Consider the following 26,618-nt stretch of genomic DNA (forward strand, 5'->3'; position numbering starts at 1 on the left):
TTGAACCTATACGAACGAGAGCCAAGTCAAATGACTTGGCTCTCGTCTTGCGATCACTTTGAAAGATTTAGCTTGCCTTTTTCAGGTCTTTCTCAGTGAGAAGCTTTGGCTTCTTCTTGTCGGTGATAATGCCCGGCTCGACGACGACCTTTCGGATACCTTCTGTGCTTGGCACTTCGTACATGACTTCCAGCATCATCGATTCGAAAATTGCTCGGAGTGCCCGTGCGCCAGTTTTTCGGCGGATAGCTTCGTCTGCAATCTCCTTGAGTGCTTCAGGTTCGATTTCCAGCTCGACATCATCGAATTCAAACAACTTGGCGTATTGCTTGATCAAAGCGTTCTTTGGTTCGCTAAGAATCCGCACGAGTGCTTCGTTATCGAGTTCATCCAGAGTGGTAATGACTGGCAATCGACCGATGAATTCTGGGATCAAACCGTACTTCAGCAGGTCCTCAGGGAGGATGCTACGGAAGATGTCTTTGGTCTTTTCCTTCTTTGATGTCGGGTTCGAAGCGAATCCGATCACGTTCGACTTCTGTCGTCGGAGAATGACTTCCTCGAGACCTTCGAACGCGCCGCCGCAGATGAACAGAATGTTCGACGTGTCAATTTGCAAGTACTCTTGCTGAGGATGCTTTCGTCCGCCTTGCGGTGGAACGTTGGCAACGGTACCTTCCAAAATCTTGAGCAGAGCCTGTTGGACGCCTTCGCCGCTCACATCGCGGGTGATCGAAGGGTTGTCGCTCTTTCTTGAAATCTTATCGATTTCGTCGACATAGATGATTCCGCGCTCGCAGAGTTCTTTTGCGTGACGAGGATCCATCGAATCTGCGGCCTGATACAGCTTTAGAAGGATGTTTTCGACGTCTTCACCGACATAACCGGCCTCTGTGAGGGCAGTCGCATCGGCGATAGCAAACGGAACGTTGAGCATCTTCGCCAAAGTCTGCGCCAGAAGGGTTTTGCCACTTCCGGTCGGACCCAGCATCAAGATGTTTGACTTTTGGATTTCGACATCGGTTGCACGGCCACCAGTTCGCTTGTAGTGGTTATAAACCGCCACGCTAAGCGCCCGCTTGGCGTACTCCTGACCAATCACGTATTGATCGAGGAATCCGACGATCTCCTTTGGCTTCGGCAACTTTTCTGGAGTGAAATTTGCGTCGCCAGCAGGTGCAGCACCTGCGGCTGGTCGAGTGGCTCGTCCAGTTGGAGCAGGTCGCTCGCCGTCGTTAACAAGAATATCGTTGCACAGGTCGATACAGTCGGAGCAAACTGCTCCGTGCAAGCCAACAATGAGCTTTCTTACTTGCTCTTTGGTCTTGCCACACAGACTGCACTGGTCCCTTCGCTCGCTTGACTTCGCCATGACTAATTCCTATTATCGTGCGCCTGGGGCCAAAACTTTATCTACAATTCCGTAGGAAAGTGCTTCATCGGCCGACATGAAGTAGTCGCGGTCGCAATCTTTGCGAACTTGCTCTGGATCTTTGCCGCAGTGCTTGCCCAGAATCGCCATCAGCGTGTCCATGTACTTATCGATTTCTCGAACCTGGACAGCGATATCAGCCGCAGTTCCGCGGAACCCGCCGCTCACTTGGTGAATCATCACACGAGCGTTCTGCAGGCAATAGCGCTTTCCGGCTGCGCCACCACTGAGGAGCACCGCACCCATCGAAGCGGCTGTGCCGACACAATAGGTGTTGACGTCGCACTTGATGAGCTGCATCGTGTCATAGATCGCAAGACCCGCAGACACCGAACCACCAGGGCTATTGATGTAAAACTCGATGTCTCGATCTGGGTCATCTTTTTCGAGGAACAGCATCTGAGCAATCAGAAGATTCGCGACGTAATCGTCCACCTCCGTACCCAAGAAAATGATGCGGTCCTTTAAAAGACGGGACCAGATGTCGTAGGTGCGTTCGCCACGCGCCGTTTGCTCGATAACGTATGGAATTCCCATGTTGTTTTGATGTCCTCCCTGACATGTTCGGCAGAATTGCCGAACAGCATTACTGTACCTTTCCTACGAACCAGCAACTTTACTCGGTTCGATAAGTTGCCGAAGGTCCCAAATGTTTGTGAATTCGACGCCAAAATAGGACGTTGAAGATTCCATTTGATTCCTTGTGCGTGGCCGCAAGCGTGAGCGAAATCGCTCCGCTGGTTGGTGGTCGATTGCAGAAAATCATCATGCCCACGCCGCACTCATTTGGATTCGAGTTCTATGCTGGGAGGGTCGAATGGGTGGTGATCAGCTGGCATGCGGATTACGCAAGGATTCACGTCGCCAATCGGCCAGGCACGAAGATCGACTCTGCCCAATTGGCGACCGATTTCAGGCGAAGAATCCTCGGCACCGAGCTTAAGGGCGTGAAGCAGATGGGCTCGGACAGGATTGTTGAGCTTGAATTCGAAGGGGCTGAGGGCCGATCCCGATTGATCTTGGAGATCATGGGCAAGCACTCGAATCTCATGTTGGTGGACGAGTCGGGGCGCGTCGTCGCGGCTGCGAAGTGGTTGGGGAAGACCAAATCGAAGCGTCCGATCTTGCCGAACCAGCCGTATTCTGTGCCGCCGGTGGGCGTTCGACCCAAACTGCCTTCCAATCTAACGGTTTCCGATGCTATCAATCAGAAACTATTTTCGCCATTCCTCACAGACCTACTGGTTGAAGATGAGTCGTCGTTGGGCAGCGTGAAAGCAGTGTTCGCGCACCATGAACTCAAGCCCGTTTCTGTAGCCGATGTTGGGGTCTATCCCGTTTCCGTGGCAGCACTGATTGAAGGGGAAGTGTCCATCAAGAATTTCGGATTAGGAGCTGATGCGCACTTTTCTGCACTAGAATCGGGAGCGGTCTCGGATTCGCATCGAGCGAGGCTTGCCAACCAGCTTGACCGGGTGATTCTAGCCCGTGAGACTGCCCTCAATGACCTGCGACTCGCGGCTAATGAATCCGATCGAGCGGCAGAGTTCCAGCAGCTCGGCGAGCTCATCCTAGCTTACGGGTACTCGGCTGAAGTCAATGATGGGCAGATCGAAGTGTTCGATTACTCCGGCAATCTGGTGAAGATTCCATTCGATCCGGAGGAGTCGGTTCAAGAAAATGCCAACAGAATTTTTGGGAAGGCGAAGCGTGCGAAAGCCAGGCAAGAGCAAGTTCTGGAGACCATTGCTGGATTCGAAGCCGAACTTTCAGAACTACGAGCCCTCCGAAACAACCTCGATCACTACGACTCGGACCAAGAGTTAGACAAGGCCGAAGAGTTCGCCGCAGTGCATCGCTGGTTGAATGCTGCGCCACTACCGAAGGAAAAGGAAGATCGGCCGTATGAGGGGCACAAAATCCGCGAGCAGATGACGCGGCAAGGCTACAAGCTGTTGTATGGCGAGAATGCCACCGCCAACGACTACTTGACCCTCCGAGTTGCCAAGAGCAATGATTGGTGGCTACACGTGCGGGGCAATGTATCGGCGCACGTTGTGATTCAGTCGAAGGGGTCACCGGACAAGGTGCCGATGGAAGTGATACAGGCGGCGGCGATTATCGCCGTGAAGAACAGCCCGATGAAGCACAGCAGCTACGTGCCGGTGGATTACACGCTAAAGCGATACGTCAGACGCCAAAAAGGTTCTCCCGCGGGCATGGTGACCTATACCCACGAGAAAACCATTCATGTCGATGCGAGAAACTAGTCCGAATTCTGCCAGCAGATGAGCGGCAATTCGGTGCTGACTTTCACATCTGGATTCTTCGGAACGATTCGACAGACATATCCCAAATGGCCCGGGTCGGGACATTGGATTTCGGCTTCGAACGCTCCATTGCCCTTCGATTGGAGCGGCACGATCGTAGGATCGACGATCTGGCGATTGGCCCCGATCTGCCCCACCATTGCTTGGACTTCGACGTCTTCCGCGGTCAAGGTGCCCAAATCGACGGTCGCAGTGATCGAGAGCGAGCTCCCGACGCCAACCTTCGCATGGCCATTATCGGTGACAGAAACGAACTTGACTCCTGGCCATGCCGATCGGACCCGCTTTCGCCAGGCGAGAGCATCTTTTGCTCGTTGCAAACCGCCTTCTTGCAGGCTCCAATAGGCCGAGTTCGAAGGCATGTAGAACCGAGTGGTGTACTCGCGGACCATCCGCGCGGTTGAGAATCGTGGCGCCAAAGTGCGCATGGATTCGCGGATCATGTTGATCCAACCGATCGGTACTCCGTCCTCGCTTCTCGTGTAGAACAGTGGCGCAATTTCTTGCTCGATCAATTGGTATAGAGCCCGACTTTCCAGCCAATCTTGGCGGCCTTGATCGGGATCTTCGGTTCCATCGCCGATCGCCCAGCCGACGTTCGAGGCGTATCCTTCGGCCCACCATCCGTCGAGGATCGAGCAGTTAAGACCTCCATTCGGGATTACCTTCATGCCGCTGGTGCCACTGGCTTCCATCGGTCGACGAGGATTATTGAGCCACACGTCAACGCCTTGAACCAAGTGCCTTGCCACTTCGATATCGTAATCCTCGAGGAAGAGCATCCGGTGGCCAGCCCCTTCATGCTTGATGAAATTTGTGATGTCTTGGATGAGCTTCTTACCGCCATCATCTTTTGGATGGCTCTTGCCCGCAAACACAAACTGAACCGGTCGATCGGCGTGGTTGAGAATCGCTTTGAGTCTCTCCTTGTCGCTGAAAAGCAAGAACGCGCGCTTGTATGTCGCGAACCGACGTGCAAATCCAATCGTGAGGATTCGTGGGTCTAGCAACGTGTTTGCTTGCTGAATTTCCTGGCGTCCGGCGTTTCGATTCTGCAAGGACTTCACGGTTCGTTTGCGTGCAAATCGTACAAAGTCGCCGCGGGCGTCTTCGCGCAATTCCCACAGTTCTTCCGCGGGCAGCTTCGAGGCCTTCTCCCAAACGGCCGGATCGCTTGGATCATCGCGCCAAGATTGTCCGAGATGACGGTCCAGCAGTTGAGCCATGCGCTCACCCAGCCAGGTCGCGGTATGGACTCCGTTGGTGATCGCCTCAATCGGAACTTCATTGACCGTGTAGTCATCCCACCGATCGGCAAACATCGCCTGACTGACTTCTGCGTGGAGCTTGCTGACGCCGTTGACGTAGTTTGCTCCGGTCATCGCCAGGATAGCCATGTTGAACGGATCGCTTGGATTCTCCGGATTCATCTTGCCGTAGTCCAAGAAATCGTCGAAGGCGAGCCCGACTTGCGAGATCTTCTTCGACATGTACTGGTTCAGCAGCTCGGGGCGGAATACGTCGAAGCCTGCTGGAACAGGGGTGTGCGTCGTGAAAACGTTGCCGCTGACGGTCACTTGTCGCGCTACTTTGAGGTCGCAATTGTGCTCCTCCATGAACTGCTTGAGTCGTTCGATGGTCAAGAAAGCGGCGTGACCTTCGTTCATGTGGCAGACCGAAGGCTTGATTCCGAGTGCTTCCAGAGCCCGCAATCCACCGATTCCAAGTACGATCTCTTGGCGGATACGCATATGCTCGTCCCCACCATACAGGTTGTCCGTGATCCCTTGGTCGATTTGATGATTCGCCAAGATGTTCGAGTCTAGAAGGTAGAGCTCGATGCGGCCAACTTGCGCTTTCCAGACTTGCACGGTGACGTTTCGGTCTGGAAACTCGACGACCACTCGAAGTGGCTGTTCGTCTGCGCCACGAACGAGAGTGATCGGATAGTTGTAAAAATCGTACGCCGGATATTTCTCTTGTTGCCAGCCGTCCTCACCCAAGAACTGCCGGAAGTAACCCTTTGAATAGAGCAGACCAACACCCACCAGTGGGATTCCGAGATCGCTAGCTGCTTTGAGATGGTCTCCTGCGAGGAGCCCGAGGCCACCACTATAGATTGGGAGGCACTCGTTCAGCCCGAATTCAGCGCAGAAATACGCGATTTTTGCTCGATCACGTTCGCCCGGATACTGCGCGTCGAACCAAGTGGATGCACCCATGTAAGCGTCCAAATCTTCCTTGGCGAGCTTGAGTTTGCTCAGGAAAAGGTTGTCCTTGGTGAGCATTTTTTGACGCTCTGGTGAGAGCCTTCGCATCAGCAGGAGTGGGTTGTGTTCGACCTTTTCCCAGAGGGTTGGATCGACTTCCTCGAATACCTCCTGGGCCTCAAGGTTCCATGTCCAACGGAAGTTCATGGCGAGCGCTTCTAGATCGTGCAGGTGGTCCGGCAGATCAGAAACGACTTCAAACGAGTGCGCATATTTCAAAGTTCGCATGGGTGAATACTGTTATTATTGACGGGATGACCCGAATTCTGTCGGGACAATGAATGCAATTGCCCCGCTGGCCAGGAAACGTTGGCATCACGGGGCAAGAATTGGCGAAGACTATCAGACCACGACTGCGCTGTCGATGTTGGTGAAGACGTTCTCCTTCAGGTTGGCCCGATCGACGGCTGTGATCACGGTGCGGTTTTTGACGCTCACCACGAGGGCGATGTCGTCAATCAAAACCAGGGACTCCTTTGCCCCTTTTTGAGCGGCTTTATCGACGCCACCCAGCACACGTTCCCACGCGTTTTGATCGAGTTGAATATCTCGGCTTTGCAGCCTTGTTTGAGCATGGCTGCTCACTTTGAGTCTATTTTCAAGGAGCTCAGTAAACGCCGACCGATCCGCCGGGTTGACGGCGGTTTTCTGCTGCGGCGCAACCTGTTGAGATTGCAACAGGTCCGCGATGCGATTGTTTTGAATCGGGTTACTCACGAGCGTTATTGAGCGATTTCTTGGATGCTATCAAAGGTGACGTCTACGGTGCCGCCATTGGCTTCTTTGATTGTCAACAATTGTTCGCCATTCTTGACGATCATCTTGACAACCTGACCCGTAGCGTACATGCCTTGATTATCGGCAAGTGCGTTCGCATTGGGTCGCAGTGCCGTGACCTTCTTGCCGATCAAGCTGGTTGCTTGGATGACTTCGAGTTTGTCGTTGGTCTTGTCGCTACCTTGCACCTGTCCGAGCTGAGCCATCTGTGCGAAGAAGTCTCGGTCGTTCATCGGTTCAAGCGGGTTTTGGTTTGCGAGCTGGACTGAGAGGAGTCGCATAAACGTCTCCATGTTCAGCTTCGTCTTTTCTTTAGCGGGTGTGACGCCAAAGTATTGTTCAGCTGAGATACTTGAGGATGATGAGATTGCTGCCATTTTCGTTTCCTTGTTGATTTAGATGACTAGATTCAAACTTCCTGGAGTTTGGTTGTTGATGTGGTTCGAATTGGTTGGTTCTTGTGCCGAATCATCGCTTCGGAGATTCGCCATTCGGTTAAGTCGTTGAAAGTCTTCGGTGGTGTTTTGTTGACCACGTCCGCTCTCGTTTCCGCCAAATTGAAGAGTTAAGGAGTTGAGGTTCAGTCCCTTTTGCTCGATCGTGTTGGAAAGCTGCTGCTTTGACTCTTGCATCGCGACCATGACCTTGTCGTTGGTCACCGAGATTTCCGCGTCCGACTTCGCGCCCATCGTCTTGATGGTCACGCTAATTTCGCCGAGGTTGTCCGGGTTGAGCCGAATGGTCATTTGGCTCAATGGCTTGTGAATTGCCATGTCTTCGATTCGGTCAATCGTCTGCTTGATCACCGCTTGTTTGAGCAGCGCGTCAGCTTCGACTGGCTTCGATTCCACCTTGATGGCTGGGTCGAGCTTTTGAGAGTTCAATTCGCTTCGAGGCGAGACCAGCAACGTGTCCGTCGAATCTGAATTTTCAATTTTCAATTCATCCTGATCCGCTTCCAGGTCTGCAAATTGAGTTGGAGGAGCACCTTTGCTCGATTCAATGACTGCCTTTGGCTCTGTAGCTGTTGGTTTTACAGCGGGTTCGTTGGCGGACTCGTCGGCGATCGGTGCTTGCAGAGATTCTTCGGAATCTTGTCCAAGCTGGTTAGATTTCACCTGTCTTTCTTCGGCGATTGCTTGTTGAACCACTGGTGCAGCGACCTCTAACTTCTTCGCTGACTCTGCTTGTGTTGGAGCCGGAGTATCCTGGACCTCGCCCTGATCAGCGTTTGGCGTCATCGCGACAATCACTTCGGATGCTGGAGCGGGGACTTGACCAGCTGTAGTTTGTGTCACCGCTACTTTGGACGGTTCCAAACTGATGACTTCTGGCTTTGTCGCGTCGACTTCAATTGGCGTCACATTACTTTGGATCGGAGTCGTGGGTGGAGCCGGAATTGGAGTCTGAGTCGTTGGTTGGACGACGGTAGCCGGAGTTGCTGCCGCGCCAGTTGTACCAGTGATACTCACTGGATTAAGGGTTTGGACCATTTCCGGATCGAGCACCTGGGGAGTGACAGATTTTTCGAGCCCGCGCACCATCATCAACGGCTCTATCGGCTTCGAAGTCGATGAGACCTGGGGTTGAGACGTAGCTTGAGGTGCAACTTCGATTGAGTTGGTGCCCGTTTCAGGAACGAATTTACCGGTAGCTACAACTGGGGTCGTGTTGACTTCAGTTAAAAACCCTGTCGCAGTATTCGGTGTAACCGAAGGAGTTGTCTTGGAACTCGAATCGAAAGCAACGACCGGCATGGCAGCGGAACTGGATTGCAGGCTTGCAATCGGTGCTGGTCCAGTTTCGGTAGTGAGAACCTTGCCGATCACGGGCACTGAACTCAACGACGGAGTCGGAGTGACCGCGGCAAACGGAATGAGAGCCACCGCAAAATTTGCTGCAATGGTTTCTTCTTGGAGAAGCGGGTCCTGCTTGGTGCTCACAGACTTCGGCTGATTTGAGCTTGCTTCCTGCTCCTCAATATTCGATTGTTTCCCGGTTGGCGGGCTTGCGTCTAGCGCTTGATTCAACTCAGACTCAAATTTTGAATCTGCCTGAAGTTTTGGTTCAGGTGCTTCCAGCGGCGTCGCGGCCCGACTTCCCAGGATGTTGAGCGTAATGTTCTCCATCCTTTTGGTTGTCCTGGTAGAAATATCGGCAACACTCAAGAAGCTCTTTAGGACGATTTTTGAATCAGGGTTCCTCTGAGCGAGCTTGACCTGCCATAATTTGACTTGCATGGAAGCCAGCTCACTACGAGCACCAATCAAGGCGGTGCTCTTTGATGTAGATGGCACCCTTGTGAATACGGTGGAGATGATCATTCACGGTTTGCGTGATGCGTACTCTCACTTGATTCAAAAGCAGTTTTCGGACGACGAACTCCGCCGTTTGATTGGGATTCCGCTCCGCGTTCAGATGAACCTGTATGGCATGGACGAGATGCGATCTCCAAATCTAGACGAGCGGGAGCGGTACACAATGGACCGCTACATCGTCCATTCGGACAAGATTCGGCTGTGGAGCGAAGTGACAGAAGCCTATGAGGCGGTCTGCGATCGATTCCCGACCGCGCTTGTGACCAGTCGAAATCGAGAGGAGCTCGACTGGATGATAACGAAAGTTCCAGTTTTAAGAAAGTCGAAAGTAACCGTTAGCGCGACGGAAGTGAGCAGGCCAAAGCCTGATCCAGAACCTGCGCTCTTGGCTTGTGAGTTGTTGAATTTGCATCCAAGCGAAACAGTTTTTATTGGTGATGCAACGCACGATATCCATTGCGCCAAAAGTGCTGGAATTCAATCCGTTGCCGTGACATATGGCAGTGCTCAGCGAGAGGATCTCGTTGCCGCAAGCCCCGACTTTTTGATCGATTCTCCCGAGGAGTTTCGAGCTTGGGTCAAGAACAATTTATTGACAGAAAAACATGCGAAATAAGAACTCGGACGACGCGCCAATTAGCGTACCGACAGAATCGAAGCGAGGTCGTGGACGACCTCGAAAACCAGTCGATCCGGAAGCCGAAAATGCTCCAAAGCGTGGTCGCGGACGACCACGAAAGCCGGTCGCTGAATCAGAAGCGAACATGCCCAAGCGTGGTCGCGGACGACCTCGAAAGGATGCTTCGGAATCCCTAACTGTTCCTGAAGTAAGCAGCACTTCTGCTGAGTTTCCGGTGCCGTTCTTCCGCCCAAGAAAGACAACTCCGGAGAAGCAAGTTGCTCGAGCCGAGGACCAGCCAAAGCAAACCGCACCCGCTAAGAACGCAAAGGTGCCGCTGTTTGGGAAGGCAAAACAGTCCGAAAAGAAGCCAGAAGTCGTCGCGGAGCAGCCTCAGAAGCCAGCCGGCCGCCAATCAAAACGTACGGAATCGAAGCCCGAAGAGGCGGTAGCGAAGGTGCCAACGGCCCCATTCGTCAGCAACCTCACCTCCCTCGACGGCGAACCATTGCCGAGGCCGCTTTTCCGCACGGTCGGACCAAACATGATGCCGGTGACCAAGCGCGGTCCTAAGCAGGCCAAGCCGACTCAAGCCGCCGAGGATTCGAGCGCTGCTCCCGCAGAGGAACCAACCGAAGCACCAGTCCGAAAAGTCCGACAATCTCGACGCGGCGAAAAGCGCGAAGCTGCGATCCAACGCGAGCAAACTGCCCCAGAGCCCGTCGTCGTAGCTGAGCCGGAGCCAGTCAAAGTCGAGACTCGCGAGATCGTGCGAGTTCCGGCAGATGCTCCGCAAGTGACGGTACGCGATGGTGTTCCGACGCTCGTGCGTGACGGACGCGTCTTCCCGCCATTATTCTTCTTTGGAAGCGTTGGCGACGAACACAAACTCGAAAACATCCTTGAGCAAGTGAAGATGGCCAGCGAGGTTGGCGTTCACGTGTTCATCTTGTTTGTCGAGCTGGAAGTCAATGACAACCACCGAGCTGATGACGCCGTTAAGCTCGCTGGCTACTTAACCAAGCAAATCACAGCGGTTGATCCTCAAGCACAGTTGATCTTCCGAGTGGTGTTTACCGCTGCTTCGAATTGGGAGCAGAAATACAAGCAGGGTCGCTATGTCGCCGAAAATGGGGGCGTTCCTGAGCCAAGCATCAGCGACGACGAATTCTGGATGGATGCGGAAGCCTGTCTTGTAGACTTTGTGCAAAAGACCCAGCAATTGGACACCGGTAAGAACGTGATGGGGGTCCACCTCGAGCGAGGCGAATGGTTCTTTGCTAGTGGTTGGGGCTACGATCAGAGCCCGGCCGCACAGGAAGCGTTCCGGAAATGGGTTCGACTTCGCTACCGAAACGATAGCGTCGCATTGTGCGCAAGCTGGTTCGATGGTCAAGTCCAGTTCGACACGGTTTCTGTTCCGGCATATTTAGATAAAACTCGTGCGGGCGAAGAGTTCGTACGAACCGGGCGCAAGTCACAGCGGGGGGTGGACTATCACCTGTTCTTGAGCGACAGCACGGTGGAGCGAATCGGTAGATTGGCCCACGCTGCCAAGAAAGCATCTGATGGTTACTTCCTGGTAGGCGTCAGCTATGGCTATTCGTTCGAATGGAGCCACCCAGCCAACGGACACCTCAGCTTGGGCAAGCTGCTGCGAAACCCAGAAGTGGACTTTATCGCTGGGCCGCCAAGCTACAAAAATCGTGAGCCAGGTGGATCATCACCATTCCCTGGTCCAGTAGACAGCTTCGCGCTCAACGGCAAATTGTATGTCAGCGAAGAAGACTTTAAGACTCCAATCAGCGGGAAGTTTGAACCTGACGACTTTAACCCGGTGATGAAGACGCCGCAGGCTTTGGAAACCGTCCATTGGCGCGGAGCCGGGTCGGCGCTTGCTCACAGCAGCGGCGTTTGTTGGATGGATCTTTGGGGCAATGGCTGGCTGAAGACCCACGGAATTTGGGAGCGCGGAAAGGATGTTCTTCGTTCGCTGGTTACTCGAATGGCTGCGCCACCAGCCGATCCTGAGGTCGCGGTGTTCATCGACGAGCGATCGCTGAGCTATTTGGTGGATGAGCGCGCATTCAGCTTATTGGTGCAAAACGTTCGCGAGTCGATTCTTCGCAGCGGGCTCTCGGTTGGTTTCTATCTCCTGAGCGATCTTGCCCACCGCGAGCACTTCCCAGAAGCGAAGTTGTACGTGTTCCTGAACGCGTGGGATATTCGGCCAGAAGTTCGAAGCGCGATCAAATCGCGATTGCAGCGCGATGGCAAGGTGCTGTTCTGGATGTATGCTGCCGGGCTGTTTGATGGTGGACGTGATGCGCTTGAGCGCGTGCGAGAAGTCACTGGAATTGCTCTGAAGCGACAGCCGTTCGCTTGCAAGAGTGGAACGAGCATTGTCCATCGCAAACATCCACTTTGCGAAGCGCTACCCGAGCGGAACTTGAACTTTGGCGGTGAACTTGAACCAAGCTATTTCGCGATTCCAGAAGATTCCGTTGTGCTTGGCGAATACACTTCAACCGGCCTCCCGAGTTACGTTGTGCGTGACTTCCAAGGCGAAGAGCCAGGTCAATCTTGGACTTCAGTCTTCCTGGGTGAGCCGGTGGTGACTCCTGCGCTTTTCCGTGCGCTTGGTCAGATGGCTGGCGCGCATGTTTGGAATTACGTTGAAGACGTGGTGCATGTAAGGGCACCGTTTGTGACCGTTCACTGTCGCGGTGCTGGACCGAGAACCCTTGCTGTGCCCGACAAGGCGTCTGTCTACAACCTTCAGCGCTCTGAGTGGTGCGCGACGGAAGCCAGTCAACACAAGTTTGTCGCGACAGACGGAAGCACACACCTCTTCCTAGTTGGCATCAAGAGCGAAATCGAAGCAATTCTTTCAACTGCGCCCGATTCACTCCTGAAGATCGAAGAACTGCCCGAGAAACCGGAGAACACGATCAACTTGGATGAAATCCATTTTGATGTTCCTATCATGCGAATGGATAGCTGGGTCGAGGATAGCTGGAATGAGGAGCTGGCAGATGTGCTCGTCGTAAAGCCATCGTCGATCAACGTGGATTATCAACTCGCTGATGAGGATGGGAGCGGCAGTTCGAGCGACCGGCGCAACGATCGACGACATCAGCGAAGGCGCAAGAATCGCCGACCGAATGAAAGTAAGGGCGGGACATCGCGTGACTTCGACGTTAAGGAGATGAACGTTGTCTTCCGAAAGCGCAACTAAGCCGTTCAAGAGCGGGATCGTCGCTCTTGTCGGGAAGCCAAATACGGGCAAGAGCTCGCTGACCAACCTATTGGTCGGTCAGAAAGTGAGCATTGTCAGCGATAAGGCACAAACCACTCGGCACCGGATTATTGGCGTGGCAACCACTGACGAATACCAAATCGTACTGGTGGACACTCCAGGAATTCACAAGCCCCACACTCAGCTCGGCAAAATCTTGAATGAGACCGCACAGTCTTCGATCGAAGGTGCCGACGCGTTGGTGATCATGGTCGATGCCAGCAAGAAAGTCGACAAAGAGGACGAGGCGATCGCTACAATGCTGAAGCAAACGCATTGGATTGATGCCGATGGAAAGGCTAAGCCGAACGTCATTCTCTGCTTGAACAAGATGGATGTTTTGCGCGCGATTGACGTCGAAGATCGCTATGAATCATTCACTAAGCTCTTCGGTACTGAAAATTTGATGATGACCAGCGTCACCAAAAATCAGAACGTTAATAAGCTGATTGAGATGATCTTGGAGCATTTCCCGGCCGGGCCGATGCTATATCCAGAAGACGAAATCACTGACCAGCCTGTCCGGCGTCTTGCCGCAGAATTGGTTCGCGAGAAGGTCTTGCGGCTGACGCGCCAGGAAATTCCACACGCTGTTGCAACGATCGTTGACGACTGGGAAGAAGAGCGCAATCTGGTTCGAATCGCGATGAGCATTATCGTCGAAAAAGATGGTCAAAAGGCGATCTTGATCGGCAAGCGAGGGGAAATGCTCAAGAGGATTGGGACCGAAGCTCGGTTGGAGATAGCAGACATCGTAGGGAAGAATGTTTTTCTTGAGCTGTTTGTCAAGGTCCGCACTGATTGGCGACAAAATCCACGAATGCTCCATGAATTGGAGTACACCGAAGGTTCCTAAGCGTCTACGAGCTGTTTAATTAGTTTTCCGAACTTTACTGCGTAGTCTTTGGTATCCATCAACGGGCTATTCATGAGAGAATCCCGGACTTCAGGGCGGGAAGGACGAGATTGAACAAGCCGCTGGACAATATGGGCGAATTCCTTTGGATCATTGGCGATCCAATCGCCGTGCCCTGTCGCGGTGAGGATGCTTCCTGAGACCCGTGACCGGTGGTTGGTTCCAGCTAGGCTAACCACCGGAGTTCCCATTAGAAGGCACTCAATCGTCGTAGTGGTACCTGTATACGGAAATGAATCCAGAGCCACATCGACCGCCGCAATCCTTCGGAGATGATCGGCGTGTGATGCCACAGAAGTCAAGATCTCCACTGTGATATTGGAACCAAAACTCTCATGGATGTGACGCAAAATCCTCGGTCCTGGTGAGTAGTTGAGCTTCAGAATCAGCTTGCACTCTCCGACATCTTCCAAGGCTTGTGCCCAAAGCTTGAAGGTGGTGTCTGTGAGCTTTTCGCTGGCGTTGAAAGAGCCGAAAGTGAGTATCCCAGTTCGGTCATCTTGTGGCAGAGGGGGCAACGGTGCACCGTAGTCGTAGCATAGAAACGGTCGATCTAACAGAAGAACTTCGTTGTTCCCATCGTCTGCGTAGGCGTCGCCGAGCTGATCCGCGAGCGGAGATGCCATTGGGTAACCGATGGCACTGATGACTTTTCTGGCAGGATGACAGGCTACGTAGTCTGGCCGGCTGGAATTTGACATTCCTCCTAGATCAATGAGTAGGTCTAAATTGTCCCTCTTTATGATTTCGAGATTCTTCGAAAAATCTGTACTCGGTGAGAAGTCTCGATAGTTCAGAAGCTTGGCGTATTGTTCGGTCACCGAATCAGGTCGATCTGTTGTGGAGTAGACGAAAACTTCGAATCCCGAACGCCTCAAATTTTCGATTAAATAGCGGCAAAAATAGTCGACCGCGTGTTCTCGAAAATCGCCGCTGATAAATCCGACACCTATTTTCCTAGAATTTCTGGAGTTAAGTGAGATTCGGGGAAACTGCTTTTTGAACGCGAGTGCTGACTGATTATGGTGTTGGACAACCTGCGTTTCCGGCAAATGGTCGCAATAGAGTGCCGACTCGGCCAAATTTCTCTTGATATTTAATGTTGGAAATTCAGCGGAATATTCAGCGAGAAAGTCGTGTGCGAGGCAAACATCATCACGTCGCAAAAGACCGTAATGGTTCAAAATCACAGCCTCGTTTCGACTGATCAATAATCGTCGTTTGCTGAAAGATATGGCTTCCGAAAGGAAATTTTGATTTGCGAGGCAGATCACATGGCGATCCAGAAGTTCAATATTTGTCGGATCAATCGCGATCAACCCAGAGGAAATCGTGAGCGCTTCAGCAAATCGGCGGAGGTTCACGAGCACCTTAAGGAGTGCAAACTGAATTCCGTGATCATTTGGCACTAACTCATATGCACGCGTCAAGCAGTCCGCGGCTTCACTAGGTTGCTGGAGGCTATTGAAGAGCATGCCGCAATGCGCCTGAATAGCGGCCAAGTCCTGATGGCGCGCCGAGAGTGCTACTGCCATGGACTTGGCTTCCTCGAATCGCCCTTGCTTCGCAGCAGCGAGCGCTTGCTGAAACTCGGCTATTGGGTCCAACGTTTGCTCACAATGTCCTCGATCATCGCCTCAAATCGACGGGCGTATCCGGCGTGATCGAAGATGACGGAATCCTGAACTTGCTTACGCAATGATTGCCTCGACGCTCGTAATCCCTCGAGATCGTCCACCATTTTGCGGACAACTTCCACAAGTTCTTCGCTGGTGTCGACGGCCCATTCTGGATGGCCGATAGCGGCGAGAAGGCTTTGGGTCACTCGGCTGCGATGAACGGTTCCAGAAACGGACACCACGGGCACTCCCATCATCAGGGATTCCATCGTGGTCGTGGTTCCGTTGTACGGGAATGTGTCGAGCGCAATGTCGATTTGGTTGTAGGTCTGGATGTGGGCGTCTGGACTTTTGGCATATGGCAAGAACCGGATTCGGTCCCCAAGGCCATATTTATCGAATTCTGCTTTCAGACGATTCTGGACGACTGGTGCCCCTGAACGGAGGCTCTTCAGGAGGAGTTCTGATTCTGGGAAAGCTTGCAACATCGCGCTCCAGTGGCGCACCGTTGTGGAAGTGATTTTGACGTCGTTGTTCAAAGATCCGAAGGTCAGACGTGAGCCCGATTGGCGACGAACAATGTTCGGCAGCGGATAAATCGGGTCGTAGGTCAAGAAGCACGGATCCATCCGGTAGCGCTGCTCTGGCCCCCAATCTTCCGAATCTGAAGGATCAGTGATCGAATCGACGATTCTGTAGTCGATGCATGGAGAGCCAACACTCGACGCGTAGCCGATCATCGAGATAATCACCGGGGCGGGCCGGGTCGTGATGACGTCGGGGCGACCGCCACCGGTCAACCCAGCTAGGTCAATCAAGACGTCGATTTCGTCACCTATGATGAGATCGTACAAAGCTCCCGTTGAACTGACGGAATGCGGTCGAAAGGTCATCAGGCTTCGATATTGTTTAGTAAACGAATCAACGTGAACGTTGAGGCTATAGCCGAACAGCGAGAACTTGGACTGGTCAATGTTCTTCAAAAGCGGCAGAAGGAAGAAGCTAACTGAATGGGCGCGAAAATCTGCGGAGAGAAACCCTAGTCGCAACTTACCGCTGGGCTGTTTGACCGAAGGGCGATAACCAATGGCGAGTCCCTTTTGCAACTCCGCGACTTCGTTATGAATCTTTGCAATCTCAGATTCCGGCAAATCGTCGGGATAGAGGGTGTCCGGTGCAAGCGATCTCAAGAGTAATCGGCTGGGGCTGCCGGCAAGAATCTTCTGCAAAAATTCAGCGCCGCGCTTTGGGTCGAAATCGCGCAATGTCGCATAGAAATTTTGGGTCACTTGCTCATTGGTCGGTGCCAGTTCATGAGCGCGTTGTCCAGCAATAGCAGCACTTTCATAGTCGCCGAGGTGAACGTGGCAGTTCATGGCCAGGTCAAAGGCATCCATCGCATTTGGATCGTCTTTGCAGATTTCATTGGCAATCACCAGCCCTTCCTTATATTTCTTCTGCGCGACCAAGGAGGCGCCAAGGCCCGATTTCGCGGTCAGGAAAGTTGGGTCGAGCTTCAATGCGCGGGAGAAATAAACTTCGGCGTCGACTGCTTTTCCAGATTGGAGATGGATGACCCCTGCAACGTACTGAACCCAAAAATCCTTTGGAAATTGGATTGCAGCTCGAACGATGGCTTGAATCGCATCTGCTCGGCGATCTGACTCCATCAACAAGACTGCTTTTTGCGCTAATTCCTTTGCAACAGACACTAAGGGCAATTATGACGCCCCACCATCTCTGGTGGCGTTAGACTAAAATGAACTGTGCTTCGCGTGGTCATGCTCTCATGGGAATACCCGCCCCGAATCGTGGGTGGAATCAGCCCCCACGTGTTTGACCTATCCAAAGAGCTCGTCAAGCTTGGGATCGAAGTGCACGTGGTCACCAAGGCCACGCCTCAAGCTCCGGACGAAGAAATCGAGCCGAGCGGCGTGCATGTCCACCGTGTGCATTTGGAGCACGAACCCAACGACTTTGTCCACGAAATTCAATTGCTCAATAGGGCAACTGACCTTCGGGTTCGCCAGCTGCTAGAAGACTGGCGACCGGGAGGGCAGCCAACCCTCTTTCATGCGCACGACTGGCTCAGCTTAGATTCCGCGCGGGAACTGAAGTACGAATACCAACTTCCGATGATCGCCACGGTTCATGCGACGGAAGAAGGACGGAACGGCGGCATCTTCTCGCCGATGCAAAAGTACATCCACGAGCAAGAGTATTGGCTGACCTATGAAGCATGGCGAGTGATCGTTTGCTCGGAGTACATGAAGGAACAAGTCGGACGATCTTTCGCTTGCCCTCAAGACAAAATCGAAGTAATTTACAACGGCGTCGACGCGAGGAAGTTTGAATTCGAGTGGGATGACGACAGTCGCGATGCCTGGCGCAAAAAACTCGCCTTGCCCAAGGAGAAAATCGTGATGTATGTGGGGCGATTTGTTCGCGAGAAAGGGATTCAGCTCTTGCTCAATAGCGCGTCAACCATCCTCGCGAATGAACCGGATACGAAGTTTGTCATTGTCGGCGGCGGAAATCGTGAGCGGTTTGAAAAGTTTGTCCGATGGTATGGCCTGCAAGACAAAGTTCTGTTTACTGGATTCATGGCCAACCGCTCGCTCCACCAGCTTTATCGCTGCGCGGATGTTGCCGTCTTTCCGAGTCTGTATGAACCGTTTGGAATCGTCGCTCTGGAAGGGATGGCGGCTGGGGCTGCGGTGGTGACTAGCGATGCCGGTGGTTTGAAAGAAGTCTGCCTGCACAATGTCAGCGGCACGAATTTCTTTGCGGGGAACAGCAACAGCCTCGCTTGGGCGGTGCTCAGCGTCCTGCGCGATCCTAAGAAGGCGGATCGAATGAAGAAGATGGCGCGTGCCAGGCTCTATCTCGACTTCAATTGGGAGAATATCGCGGCGCAAACCCGAGACCTCTACTTTAGTGTCTGGAACGAATTCGTGACTAGCCACCACGCTGGTTCGTCGTTGTGGCCGATTTTGGAAGGTGCAGAGGAGCGGGCCGAGCGAGCACACGTCAAGCAAAAGGCGGTTGTCGGCGGATTCGAAAGTCGCAAGGTCGTGCCGAGCCATGTTCAGGCCCCGGCAGAACCAGTGAAGGTTGATAAGATCGCTCCGGGCCGGTTGGCAGATTCATCAGAAGAGATCGACGACGGAGTCAGCGAATAATCGTGGATTCTCGGTTAGAGTTTGCGGTCAAATCAGCACAAGAGGCAGCGCACATTGCCCTCAGCTATTTTGGTGCGGACTTCAAAGTTGAAGAGAAAGAAGATTCTAGTCCAGTAACTATCGCTGACCGCAGGGCTGAAGAGCACCTGAGAAAGCTGATCAAATCTGCCTATCCCGAAGACGCGATTTTCGGCGAGGAATTCGGCGAGGATGGCACAGGAACTGGTCGTTGGCTAATTGATCCTATCGATGGGACCAAGAGCTTCATCTGTAATGTCCCGCTATTCGGGACTCTACTGAGCTTCGAGCGTGAAGGAGTGCCCGAAATCGGCGTCGCGGTGTTTCCTGCGCTGGAATTGTGGATCTATGCGGCCAAAGGGCAGGGCGCTCAATCCAACGCCGGCCGGGCAATGGTCAGCAAAACTTCAAATCTGTCGGAAGCCGTAATCAGCTGCGGGTCGATCTCGTCACTTGACAAAACCGGCCGCTTGGCAGACCTGACAAAGCTCAGCCACCAAATTCGAGCCGTGCGGGGATGGAGCGACGCATACGGACATTTTCTGGTCGCAACAGGGCGGATTGAGGCCATGGTTGACCCAATCATCAAACGATACGACATCAGTGCCATGGAAGTCATCGTACAAGAGGCGGGTGGCAAATGCACCGACTTTTCCGGGAACCATTCACCTCAAATTGAAGCGTTGAGTAGTAATGGCGCGCTACACGAAAAGCTATCGGCTTGCTTTGTCCAAGGAGTGAACTAGTCATGCGAGTTATGGGCGTGGACTTTGGGCGAGTAAATATCGGCATCGCTGTCGGAGAATTGGAAGCTGAAGTCGCCTCGCCGAGGACGAGATTGCTCGCCACTGGCACACTCGCGAAGGACGCGATCGCGATCTCTAAGCTCGCGCAGGATGAAGAAGTGGATCAAATCGTTATCGGAATTCCCGAATTTGAGGATGGCAAAGCGGCCAGAATTTGTAGAATGCTCGCCGATCGAATTCGCGAACAGGGATGGATTGTTAACGAGGTTGATGAGCAACTCTCCACCGCCGAGACACATGAACATTTGAAGGGAATGGGATACACCGCTGCGCAAAGAAAGAAACAAATCGACAGCGAATCAGCTTGCCAGATCCTCTACCGATTCTTTAAGGAGCAGAAGAATTAGCATCAAAAAAGTACTCATCGCCGCCACAGCTGTGATCGTTGCTGTGGTTGTAGCGTCATCCGTATGGTTCAACAGCCAGCTTGGCCCCGGCAAGCTCTCAAAGGAGAAATATCTCTATTTCGACAAGTCGATGAGCCGGAAACAAGTTGTTCAGCGGCTTGTTGATGCCGACGTGATCGCGAATTACCGGGCATTCGACCTGTACGCCCAATACAAATCTGCCCTGCAATCGGTTAAGCCCGGCATGTACAAGTTTGTGCCGAACATGACCGTGGATCAGGTTATCGCCAGTTTGAACTCGCCAATTCGGCAGATGGTGCGTTTGCCGGAAGGGTGGTGGATCGCTCGCACGGCCAAGCGACTCGAAGAAAACAAAGTTTGCACCGCGCAGGAGTACATCGACCTCGCCAATGACGCCGAGAAATTTCGGAAAGCGAATCCATGGCTCCCGAAACAAGCAAAGACCCTCGAAGGTTTCCTCTATCCGGACACATACGATCTGCCGCCGACACTCGGCGCAGAGAGGGTGATCAACTTGCAGCTCGCGACCTTCAAGAAGCGTGTGCTAGAACCCGAGAAGAACTTCTTCGACCTGTACAAAATCGTGACCATTGCATCGATGGTGGAGTTGGAGGCGAAGCTCGATTCGGAGCGACCAATGGTGTCCGGCGTGATTCACAACCGCGTGAACAAGTCGATGCGGTTGGAAATCGACGCTACGGTCTTATATGCCTTGCAGGAATGGAAAGTGCTTGGGCCTGGAATCGTCGGAACGGTCGATTCACCCTACAACACTTACCGAAATTCTGGATTGCCTCCTGGGCCAATTGGCTCTCCAAGTCAAAAGTCAATTCAAGCGGCAATGAACCCGCAAAAACACGGGTACCTTTACTACGTTGCTAAGGGCGATCTTTCAGGTGGGCATCTATTTGCCCCGACCTATAGCCAGCATCTAGCAAACATTCGGATCGCCAGAAGGATGAAGCCACCGGAGCAAAATTGAGTTTTAGATCAGGCAGTTTTGATAGGGAAGGCGTTTCGGCAAATATCCGGCGATTTTGCCCTGTCCGAGCCGTGGATTCGGTGACGCACATCACGAGTGAAGAACTCGTTCACCTCGGCAAATCGGGTGTGTTACTGGACGCCGACAACACGCTCTTGCCTTGGCGCAGCGAAGAACTTCCGGAAGGAGTTTTGAACTGGATTGCATCGCTCAAGTCTGCGGGAATAAAGCTATGCCTGATCTCAAACACTCGAAATGTTGCCCGGCTTGAACGCCTGAGCACGATGTTAGAAATTCCTTATGCATTGGGCAAATTCAAGCCTAGCCGAGAGAAGTACGAACACGCGCTGAAGCTATTGTCGATTGACCGAGATCAAGCGGTCATGATCGGTGATCAACTGCTCACGGATGTGTTGGGCGCGAATCGATCCGGAATTGACTCGATCCTTGTCAAGCCTATGGGCACGCATGAATTCGTCGGAACAAAAGTGAACCGGATTTGGGAGCGTGCATTGCTGAAGAGGCTCCATGAAAGCCTTATAGACAGCAACGACGATCTTCCCATAGTCGAGCCGACCGGAGTTTTTCAATCCAGGGTGGTGCGGCAATTCTTCAAGTTCTGCATTGTCGGTGGATCGAGTTTTGTAATCGATTACTGCATCAGAATGACCCTGCAATTTCAAGCAGAACTCGGCGGAGGCAAGCTCAGTGGCACGATCGGCGCACAGATGAAATCTGCGCTGCCGACTTTGTTCACCTCGCCGGACCCCAAAGACGCTTTTTGGCCCGTCGCTTGCGCCGCTGGAGCCGCGATCGCGATCGTGAATAGCTTCGTCTGGAATCGGCTTTGGACGTTTGGTATCAAAGGAAGGCAGGACTCCGGCGGCCAATTCGCGCGGTTCATTTTGATCTCGGTTGTCGGGTTGGTGCTCAACGTGTTGATCAGTTCCGTACTCAATCACTTCATCCCAGGTGATCCAAAGCAAGCGGCGCGTATCGCCACCTTTGTAGCGGCTGGAGTGGTCGCGATTTGGAATTTCCTCGGTCAGCGCTTGTATGCCTTCCGAGCCCATCGACATGGGCTGGATGCTTAGTGCGAATCGTAATCGCCGTACAGCGTTTGAATGTAGTTGATCTGCCCGAAGTGGTAGTACAGGTTCCGAAGCGGGAAATAGCAGATGTGGAGCAGTGGCACTTTCAGCCCTGGCCGCAATGAGACTTCAAATGTGTAGTCCTCTTCTTTCAGATCACGCATTGCTGCGTAGAGCGATTCGTACGCAATCTCAATATTCCCCAGTACATGCGGTAGTGAAATCTGTTCGCGAAGTTCGTGCTCGAGTTTAAAGAACTCAGGAGTGAAGAAGTTTGCGTTCTTTTCTCTGATGATCCGGGCAAACCACTCCGCGACTTGCAAACATTCGGCAAGCTGGTTGATGGCGGTTCTGCCAGAATCTAACGGCTTCCAAGATTGGCGCTCCTCGGGCATAGCCTTGGTTGCGCTGATTGCTTTGTCCAAACCGTCTTTGGTCATCCAGATCAGAAGCTCGATTGTTGTCATTAATTTTGCAAGAATACACCGGATTTTTTAAAAATGAATGCCGAACAGTTGACTGTCATCTCTCGATATCAAGCGAAACAGATTTTGGAAGCACGCGGATTGCCCGAAGTCTTCACATCGCTGGACCTAGGATTGACCCAAATTTTGTTGCCGCTGAATCCCGATGGTGCCGAAATCAACGGCACGCTATTAACCTGGGCGCAACTCAAAAAGATTGGTGAGGAAGAGCGAAAGTGCTTTCGGATCGATACGAAGGGCGTCCACGAAATACGTCTGTTCAGCGAAGAAACTCAGTGGGTGCGCTCGCTTTGCCCCACCGAGAATTCCCCCACCATGCTTGTGAGTGGGATTCCGATGCACCGCATCAAGGACTTTGACCCCTGGGCGGACGCGGAAAGAAAAGTTCGGGCTGCCGGCCCGCTCAAGGGCACAGTGCTCGATACGGCGACCGGCCTCGGATACACGGCGATCATCGCTTCGAAGAAAGCCGATCAAGTGGTGACATGCGAACTCGACCCGACTGGCTTGGAGATCGCAAGGCAAAATCCTTGGAGCCAGAAGCTATTTAACTCAGAAAAGATCACTCAGATCGTCGGAGATGTTTTTGAAATCGTAGACCAGTTCCCTCAAGGGCATTTCTCGGCAATTGTTCACGATCCACCGACGATCCAGTTTGCGGGTGAGTTGTATTCGCTCGAATTCTATCGAAAGATCAAACGGGTGCTTTCGCGACATGGGCAGTTTTACCATTACATCGGCGATCCAGAAAGTGCCTTGGGGCACAAAACGACAGAAGGCGTCATAAGACGCCTTCATGAAGCTGGTTTCACTCACTGCGAGCGCCGGCCCGAAGCCTTTGGCGTCACCGCGAGTGTTGGGATTATAAAGTCAGGCCGCCGTCAACGGTGATGACTTGTCCAGTGATGTAGCTTGCCTGAGGACTGGCTAGGAACAAGACGGCTGCGGCGATATCTTCGGGAGTGCCAAGCCGCCCGACGGGAGCGTTCTTGATCACTCCCTCCTTCATTTCATCACCGAGCTCGCTCGTCATATCGGTCTCGATAAACCCAGGCGCGACCGCATTGCATGTCACTCCACGCGCGCCAAGCTCTTTTGCAAATGATTTGGTGAGTCCGATCATGCCTGCCTTACTCGCTGAGTAATTGACCTGGCCCGCGGCTCCGGTTTGACCCACGATGCTGGAGATATTGATGATCCGTCCGTAGCGCGCCTTCATCATCGGGCGGTAGACCTCTTTCGAACAGCAATAGGCACCACGGAGATTGACCGCAATCACTCGGTCGAAGTCTTCCATTTTCATTCTGGCGACGAGGTTATCGCGAGTGATCCCGGCATTGTTGACCAGAACAGAGGGCGTTCCGAAGTCTGCCGAAATTTCTGCGAAAACGCTTTCGACGTCGGCCTCATTACTGACATCAAGGCCGTATGCCTTTGCGCCGTTCCCCACAAGGTCGGCGGTCTTTTGCGCATTCTCCTTTGTGGTAGCGATGCAGGCGACCTTGGCGCCGGCTTGGCCGAATGCGACCGCGATCGCTTGGCCGATACCTCGGCTTGCGCCGGTGACGATCACGACTTGATCTTTAAAATCTAGGTTCATTTTAGTATTTAGCCCTCAAAACTTGGCAAATTTGCGCTCGTACCGAACGCGTACGACTTGACTTCTTTACTGATTCGTTTTAGCAGACCGGAGAGTACTTCTCCCTCTCCGCATTCGATGAACGTTTCAACTCCAGCCGCGAGCATGTGCTGGATGGACTCGGTCCATCGCACTGAACTTTGCAACTGCTTTTCGAGCAGATCTGCCCAGACCGCTCCATCAGAAATTCCTTTGGCTTGAACATTGCTGACTACCGGAGTATGCGGCGTTTGCCATTCAAAGCTCCGAAGAAATTCGCCCATTTGTTTGGCCGATTCCGCCATCAGCGGGCTATGGAATGCACCGCTTACATTGAGTGGTAAGACGCGCTTGGCACCCGCTTCGGAGGCTAGTTTGCCACCCGATTCGACGCCTTGTGCATCTCCGCTGATGACCAACTGACCTGGGCAGTTGTCGTTCGCGATGACCACGACGCCCTCAGCGTTTTTGAGCGCCGCTGAAAGCTGATTCGCGTCCAAGCCGAGCACGGCTGCCATTGTCCCTGGGGGAGCACTCGCCATGATCTCACCTCGCTTTTGAACCAACTTTGCGCCGTCCTTTAGGCTGATCGCACCTGCTGCGACGACCGCGGCATATTCGCCGACGCTATGCCCGGCGAAGAAACTTGGGGAGACAGTCTGCTCGGATTTCAGCACCTCCCAGGCCGCCATCGAGGTGGTAAACAGTGCGAGCTGGGCATTTTGGGTCAGACGCAGAGTTTCTTCATCAGTCTCAAAACAGAGCGCCGCCAAATCTACGCCTGTGGAATCGCTGACGGTCGCGAATACCTCTTTCGCAACATCGAAGTTGGAGAAAATCTCTTGCCCCATGCCCGGTTTTTGCGATCCTTGGCCAGGAAAAGTTACGGCAATCATGCTGGCATTATGGCAGGAGTAGATCGGTGCTCGGGAGGTATCCTCTTAGGTTCAGATGTTCCAAGATTTTGATCTCGAAGTGTTCCCAAATCCCGCGCCGCACCGCAATTATGTGATTAGCCACATCAACGAAGAATTCACAAGCGTATGCCCAAAGACTGGTCTGCCAGATTTCGCGACGGTGGAACTGGAGTACATCCCGGATCAGACTTGTATCGAATTGAAGTCGCTCAAGTATTACTATCTTGAGTTTCGCAATGCGGGGATCTTTTATGAAGCCGTGACGAACCAGATTTTGGACGATCTCTACGCTGCGTGTAAGCCGCGATGGATGCGGATTACCGCCGATTTTGCTGTTCGTGGTGGAATCTCCAGCACGATTATCGCTGAATCCGGCCCCATGCCTGGTTAAGCCGTCGAAACCGGACTGGAAAGCCAGTATTGGCCAAGGTCACCTTTGAATTGCGCTAATCTGACTTCCGCTCTCGGACGCCTTTTCTCAGGGGCTTGTTGCCAGATTGCATCTGCGAATTGCCAATTTGGACCATACGCGGTCCAGTGTTGGATCTGATCTCTCGGGACCGATTCTAATTCTGGGAGCAATCGACCGTCGCGGCAACGGCGGGCGAACTCTCCAACCGTTGGATAGGGCGAAATTGCCCCTTGTAGATCATGGCCCGTGTTCGGAAGGCACAAGAATCTTGCCGACTCTGGAAGGTCGCCCAAATAAACTTGCGCTGCATCCACCATCCAAAATGGATCGTTGGTGCCGGTGATGATGAGCAGCGGAGCTTGGGTTTGGTCAAGAAAATGAATTGGATCGACCAACGCTGCAAGTTCAAGTCCACGGGGCTGCTCCAGTAGTTGCATCATCTCGCGACTGGAATAATCAACGAGTTTCTCGCTGTAGTCCCCCCACCGAGCTTTCTGCAACGCCATTTGAGCCGGGAAATTCAGGTTATCAAAGACCATCGGAGCGGCGCCAACTACGCGACGAGGAATAGTACCGGCGGCCAGATACGTTGTCCATCCGCGCTTGCTGCCGCCAGTCAAAACGAATTTCGAAATCTTGCCTGAAGTGTGCTCAAAAAGAGCTTCCATCAGTGCCCGTACCGATTGGACCATCGGGAAAAGTAGGGGCCAGGAGGGATCACCTGAAACCAAGTATTCCTCGAAGCTCAAGGCGATGAGGTCGTCTTCACGTCGGTCCCACAGCGGCTGATTTGGAACATCAAACAAAGTGGCTACCGGCATCTGACTGTGCCGGATGAGAGCATTGTGAACCGGCAAATCGGCCGCATCCACCCGGTCGCCCGTGATGTTGATGATGGCGGTATCGCCCTCGCCGCCATTCCACCAGACATCGTGATGCCACGGGTTGCCTTGCCAATTTTGCGAACAAAGTCGATAACAAGGCACGGGACTTTTCGAAAGAAATTCCCAACCTAAAACGGGTTCTGTTCCGTCTAGAAAGTCAGTCAGGGCTTGCCTTGGATGCCGCATAAATCCACAATTTGCGTCGTAGGGGGTAGCAACCCGCCGTGCATTAGGGTTATTCTGGCAAAGTATGGTTCGTGTGCGTGTGCAGCGCGC

At 53.1% G+C, this 26,618-nt stretch carries 23 protein-coding genes; 11 read left to right on the top strand and 12 right to left on the bottom strand.

Annotation, left to right across the window (positions count from 1 at the left end; all coding sequences use genetic code 11):
- Positions 1-67: 67 nt before the first annotated feature.
- Positions 68-1,372, bottom strand: coding sequence for an ATP-dependent Clp protease ATP-binding subunit ClpX (clpX, locus tag J0L72_00870; GenBank protein MBN8689321.1), 1,305 nt, complete (start codon positions 1,370-1,372; stop codon positions 68-70).
- A gap of 12 nt (positions 1,373-1,384) precedes the next feature.
- Positions 1,385-1,969, bottom strand: coding sequence for an ATP-dependent Clp protease proteolytic subunit (locus J0L72_00875; protein ID MBN8689322.1), 585 nt, complete (start codon positions 1,967-1,969; stop codon positions 1,385-1,387).
- Between the two features lie 143 nt (positions 1,970-2,112).
- Here J0L72_00875 and J0L72_00880 point away from each other — a divergent pair, with 143 nt between their 5' ends.
- Complete coding sequence (locus J0L72_00880; GenBank protein MBN8689323.1) at positions 2,113-3,702, top strand: NFACT family protein; 1,590 nt, start codon at positions 2,113-2,115, stop codon at positions 3,700-3,702.
- On the opposite strand, the gene glgP is transcribed toward J0L72_00880, so the two are convergent.
- The 4 genes from glgP to J0L72_00900 form a co-directional block, all read right to left on the bottom strand.
- On the bottom strand, positions 3,699-6,260 hold the full coding sequence (gene glgP / locus J0L72_00885) for an alpha-glucan family phosphorylase (GenBank protein ID MBN8689324.1): 2,562 nt from the start codon (positions 6,258-6,260) through the stop codon (positions 3,699-3,701). The genes J0L72_00880 and glgP overlap by 4 nt on opposite strands.
- 114 nt (positions 6,261-6,374) lie before the next feature.
- Entirely contained in the window at positions 6,375-6,749 is a 375-nt protein-coding gene (locus tag J0L72_00890; protein MBN8689325.1) for a hypothetical protein, read from the bottom strand.
- Positions 6,750-6,754: 5 nt separating this feature from the next.
- On the bottom strand, positions 6,755-7,186 hold the full coding sequence (locus J0L72_00895) for a hypothetical protein (protein ID MBN8689326.1): 432 nt from the start codon (positions 7,184-7,186) through the stop codon (positions 6,755-6,757).
- Positions 7,187-7,204: 18 nt separating this feature from the next.
- On the bottom strand, positions 7,205-9,049 hold the full coding sequence (locus J0L72_00900) for a flagellar hook-length control protein FliK (protein MBN8689327.1): 1,845 nt from the start codon (positions 9,047-9,049) through the stop codon (positions 7,205-7,207).
- Here J0L72_00900 and J0L72_00905 point away from each other — a divergent pair.
- From J0L72_00905 to era, 3 genes are read left to right on the top strand one after another with little or no spacing between them, the layout of a single operon-like run.
- Complete coding sequence (locus J0L72_00905; protein ID MBN8689328.1) at positions 9,048-9,743, top strand: HAD family hydrolase; 696 nt, start codon at positions 9,048-9,050, stop codon at positions 9,741-9,743. The two genes, J0L72_00900 and J0L72_00905, sit on opposite strands and share 2 nt — an antisense overlap.
- Positions 9,733-12,984 (top strand): hypothetical protein, encoded by a 3,252-nt coding sequence (locus tag J0L72_00910; protein MBN8689329.1) that lies wholly within the window; start codon positions 9,733-9,735, stop codon positions 12,982-12,984. The genes J0L72_00905 and J0L72_00910 overlap by 11 nt, the downstream gene beginning before the upstream one ends.
- Positions 12,962-13,900, top strand: a complete 939-nt coding sequence (gene era / locus J0L72_00915) for a GTPase Era (GenBank protein MBN8689330.1) — start codon at positions 12,962-12,964, stop codon at positions 13,898-13,900. The genes J0L72_00910 and era overlap by 23 nt, the downstream gene beginning before the upstream one ends.
- Here the strand turns inward: era and J0L72_00920 are convergent.
- Positions 13,897-15,495 (bottom strand): hypothetical protein, encoded by a 1,599-nt coding sequence (locus tag J0L72_00920; GenBank protein ID MBN8689331.1) that lies wholly within the window; start codon positions 15,493-15,495, stop codon positions 13,897-13,899. The genes era and J0L72_00920 overlap by 4 nt on opposite strands.
- Positions 15,496-15,554: 59 nt before the next feature.
- Complete coding sequence (locus tag J0L72_00925) at positions 15,555-17,291, bottom strand: hypothetical protein (protein ID MBN8689332.1); 1,737 nt, start codon at positions 17,289-17,291, stop codon at positions 15,555-15,557.
- Between the two features lie 54 nt (positions 17,292-17,345).
- Between J0L72_00925 and J0L72_00930 the strand changes: the two genes are divergently transcribed.
- Genes J0L72_00930 through J0L72_00950 form a run of 5 tightly spaced genes read left to right on the top strand, consistent with a single transcriptional unit; the run spans position 17,346 to position 22,029 of the window.
- Positions 17,346-18,761, top strand: a complete 1,416-nt coding sequence (locus J0L72_00930; GenBank protein MBN8689333.1) for a glycosyltransferase family 4 protein — start codon at positions 17,346-17,348, stop codon at positions 18,759-18,761.
- A 2-nt stretch (positions 18,762-18,763) separates the two neighbouring features.
- A complete protein-coding gene (locus J0L72_00935) occupies positions 18,764-19,525 on the top strand; it encodes a histidinol phosphate phosphatase (protein MBN8689334.1) in 762 nt (253 codons plus the stop codon).
- A 2-nt stretch (positions 19,526-19,527) separates the two neighbouring features.
- Positions 19,528-19,932, top strand: coding sequence for a Holliday junction resolvase RuvX (ruvX, locus tag J0L72_00940; GenBank protein MBN8689335.1), 405 nt, complete (start codon positions 19,528-19,530; stop codon positions 19,930-19,932).
- A 43-nt stretch (positions 19,933-19,975) separates the two neighbouring features.
- Complete coding sequence (gene mltG, locus J0L72_00945; protein MBN8689336.1) at positions 19,976-20,935, top strand: endolytic transglycosylase MltG; 960 nt, start codon at positions 19,976-19,978, stop codon at positions 20,933-20,935.
- Entirely contained in the window at positions 20,932-22,029 is a 1,098-nt protein-coding gene (locus J0L72_00950; protein ID MBN8689337.1) for a YqeG family HAD IIIA-type phosphatase, read from the top strand. The genes mltG and J0L72_00950 overlap by 4 nt, the downstream gene beginning before the upstream one ends.
- Here the strand turns inward: J0L72_00950 and J0L72_00955 are convergent.
- On the bottom strand, positions 22,026-22,493 hold the full coding sequence (locus tag J0L72_00955) for a hypothetical protein (protein ID MBN8689338.1): 468 nt from the start codon (positions 22,491-22,493) through the stop codon (positions 22,026-22,028). The two genes, J0L72_00950 and J0L72_00955, sit on opposite strands and share 4 nt — an antisense overlap.
- A gap of 33 nt (positions 22,494-22,526) precedes the next feature.
- On the opposite strand from J0L72_00955, the gene J0L72_00960 reads away from it, so the two are divergent.
- A complete protein-coding gene (locus tag J0L72_00960; protein MBN8689339.1) occupies positions 22,527-23,402 on the top strand; it encodes a methyltransferase in 876 nt (291 codons plus the stop codon).
- On the opposite strand, the gene fabG is transcribed toward J0L72_00960, so the two are convergent.
- Together fabG and fabD are read right to left on the bottom strand one after the other, a co-directional pair.
- Positions 23,374-24,111, bottom strand: a complete 738-nt coding sequence (gene fabG, locus J0L72_00965; protein ID MBN8689340.1) for a 3-oxoacyl-[acyl-carrier-protein] reductase — start codon at positions 24,109-24,111, stop codon at positions 23,374-23,376. The genes J0L72_00960 and fabG overlap by 29 nt on opposite strands.
- An 8-nt stretch (positions 24,112-24,119) precedes the next feature.
- Entirely contained in the window at positions 24,120-25,025 is a 906-nt protein-coding gene (fabD, locus tag J0L72_00970) for an ACP S-malonyltransferase (GenBank protein MBN8689341.1), read from the bottom strand.
- Positions 25,026-25,080: 55 nt separating this feature from the next.
- Between fabD and queF the strand changes: the two genes are divergently transcribed.
- Positions 25,081-25,437 (top strand): NADPH-dependent 7-cyano-7-deazaguanine reductase QueF, encoded by a 357-nt coding sequence (queF, locus tag J0L72_00975; GenBank protein MBN8689342.1) that lies wholly within the window; start codon positions 25,081-25,083, stop codon positions 25,435-25,437.
- Here queF and J0L72_00980 read toward each other — a convergent pair.
- Positions 25,434-26,444 (bottom strand): hypothetical protein, encoded by a 1,011-nt coding sequence (locus J0L72_00980; GenBank protein MBN8689343.1) that lies wholly within the window; start codon positions 26,442-26,444, stop codon positions 25,434-25,436. The two genes, queF and J0L72_00980, sit on opposite strands and share 4 nt — an antisense overlap.
- Positions 26,445-26,618: the final 174 nt, after the last annotated feature.

The organism is Armatimonadota bacterium, from assembly GCA_017303935.1.
Taxonomy (GTDB): Bacteria; Armatimonadota; Fimbriimonadia; order Fimbriimonadales; family Fimbriimonadaceae; genus JAFLBD01.

Bases quoted from the DNA above. Each gene is read 5' to 3' on its own strand.
- J0L72_00920 (MBN8689331.1), bottom strand. From the start codon at position 15,495: ATGGCAGTAGCACTCTCGGCGCGCCATCAGGACTTGGCCGCTATTCAG.
- queF (MBN8689342.1), top strand. From the start codon at position 25,081: ATGTTCCAAGATTTTGATCTCGAAGTGTTCCCAAATCCCGCGCCGCAC.
- fabG (MBN8689340.1), bottom strand. From the start codon at position 24,111: ATGAACCTAGATTTTAAAGATCAAGTCGTGATCGTCACCGGCGCAAGC.
- clpX (MBN8689321.1), bottom strand. From the start codon at position 1,372: ATGGCGAAGTCAAGCGAGCGAAGGGACCAGTGCAGTCTGTGTGGCAAG.
- glgP (MBN8689324.1), bottom strand. From the start codon at position 6,260: ATGCGAACTTTGAAATATGCGCACTCGTTTGAAGTCGTTTCTGATCTG.
- J0L72_00900 (MBN8689327.1), bottom strand. From the start codon at position 9,049: ATGCAAGTCAAATTATGGCAGGTCAAGCTCGCTCAGAGGAACCCTGAT.
- J0L72_00955 (MBN8689338.1), bottom strand. From the start codon at position 22,493: ATGACAACAATCGAGCTTCTGATCTGGATGACCAAAGACGGTTTGGAC.
- J0L72_00905 (MBN8689328.1), top strand. From the start codon at position 9,048: ATGGAAGCCAGCTCACTACGAGCACCAATCAAGGCGGTGCTCTTTGAT.
- fabD (MBN8689341.1), bottom strand. From the start codon at position 25,025: ATGATTGCCGTAACTTTTCCTGGCCAAGGATCGCAAAAACCGGGCATG.
- J0L72_00960 (MBN8689339.1), top strand. From the start codon at position 22,527: ATGAATGCCGAACAGTTGACTGTCATCTCTCGATATCAAGCGAAACAG.
- ruvX (MBN8689335.1), top strand. From the start codon at position 19,528: ATGCGAGTTATGGGCGTGGACTTTGGGCGAGTAAATATCGGCATCGCT.
- J0L72_00895 (MBN8689326.1), bottom strand. From the start codon at position 7,186: ATGGCAGCAATCTCATCATCCTCAAGTATCTCAGCTGAACAATACTTT.
- J0L72_00910 (MBN8689329.1), top strand. From the start codon at position 9,733: ATGCGAAATAAGAACTCGGACGACGCGCCAATTAGCGTACCGACAGAA.
- J0L72_00875 (MBN8689322.1), bottom strand. From the start codon at position 1,969: ATGGGAATTCCATACGTTATCGAGCAAACGGCGCGTGGCGAACGCACC.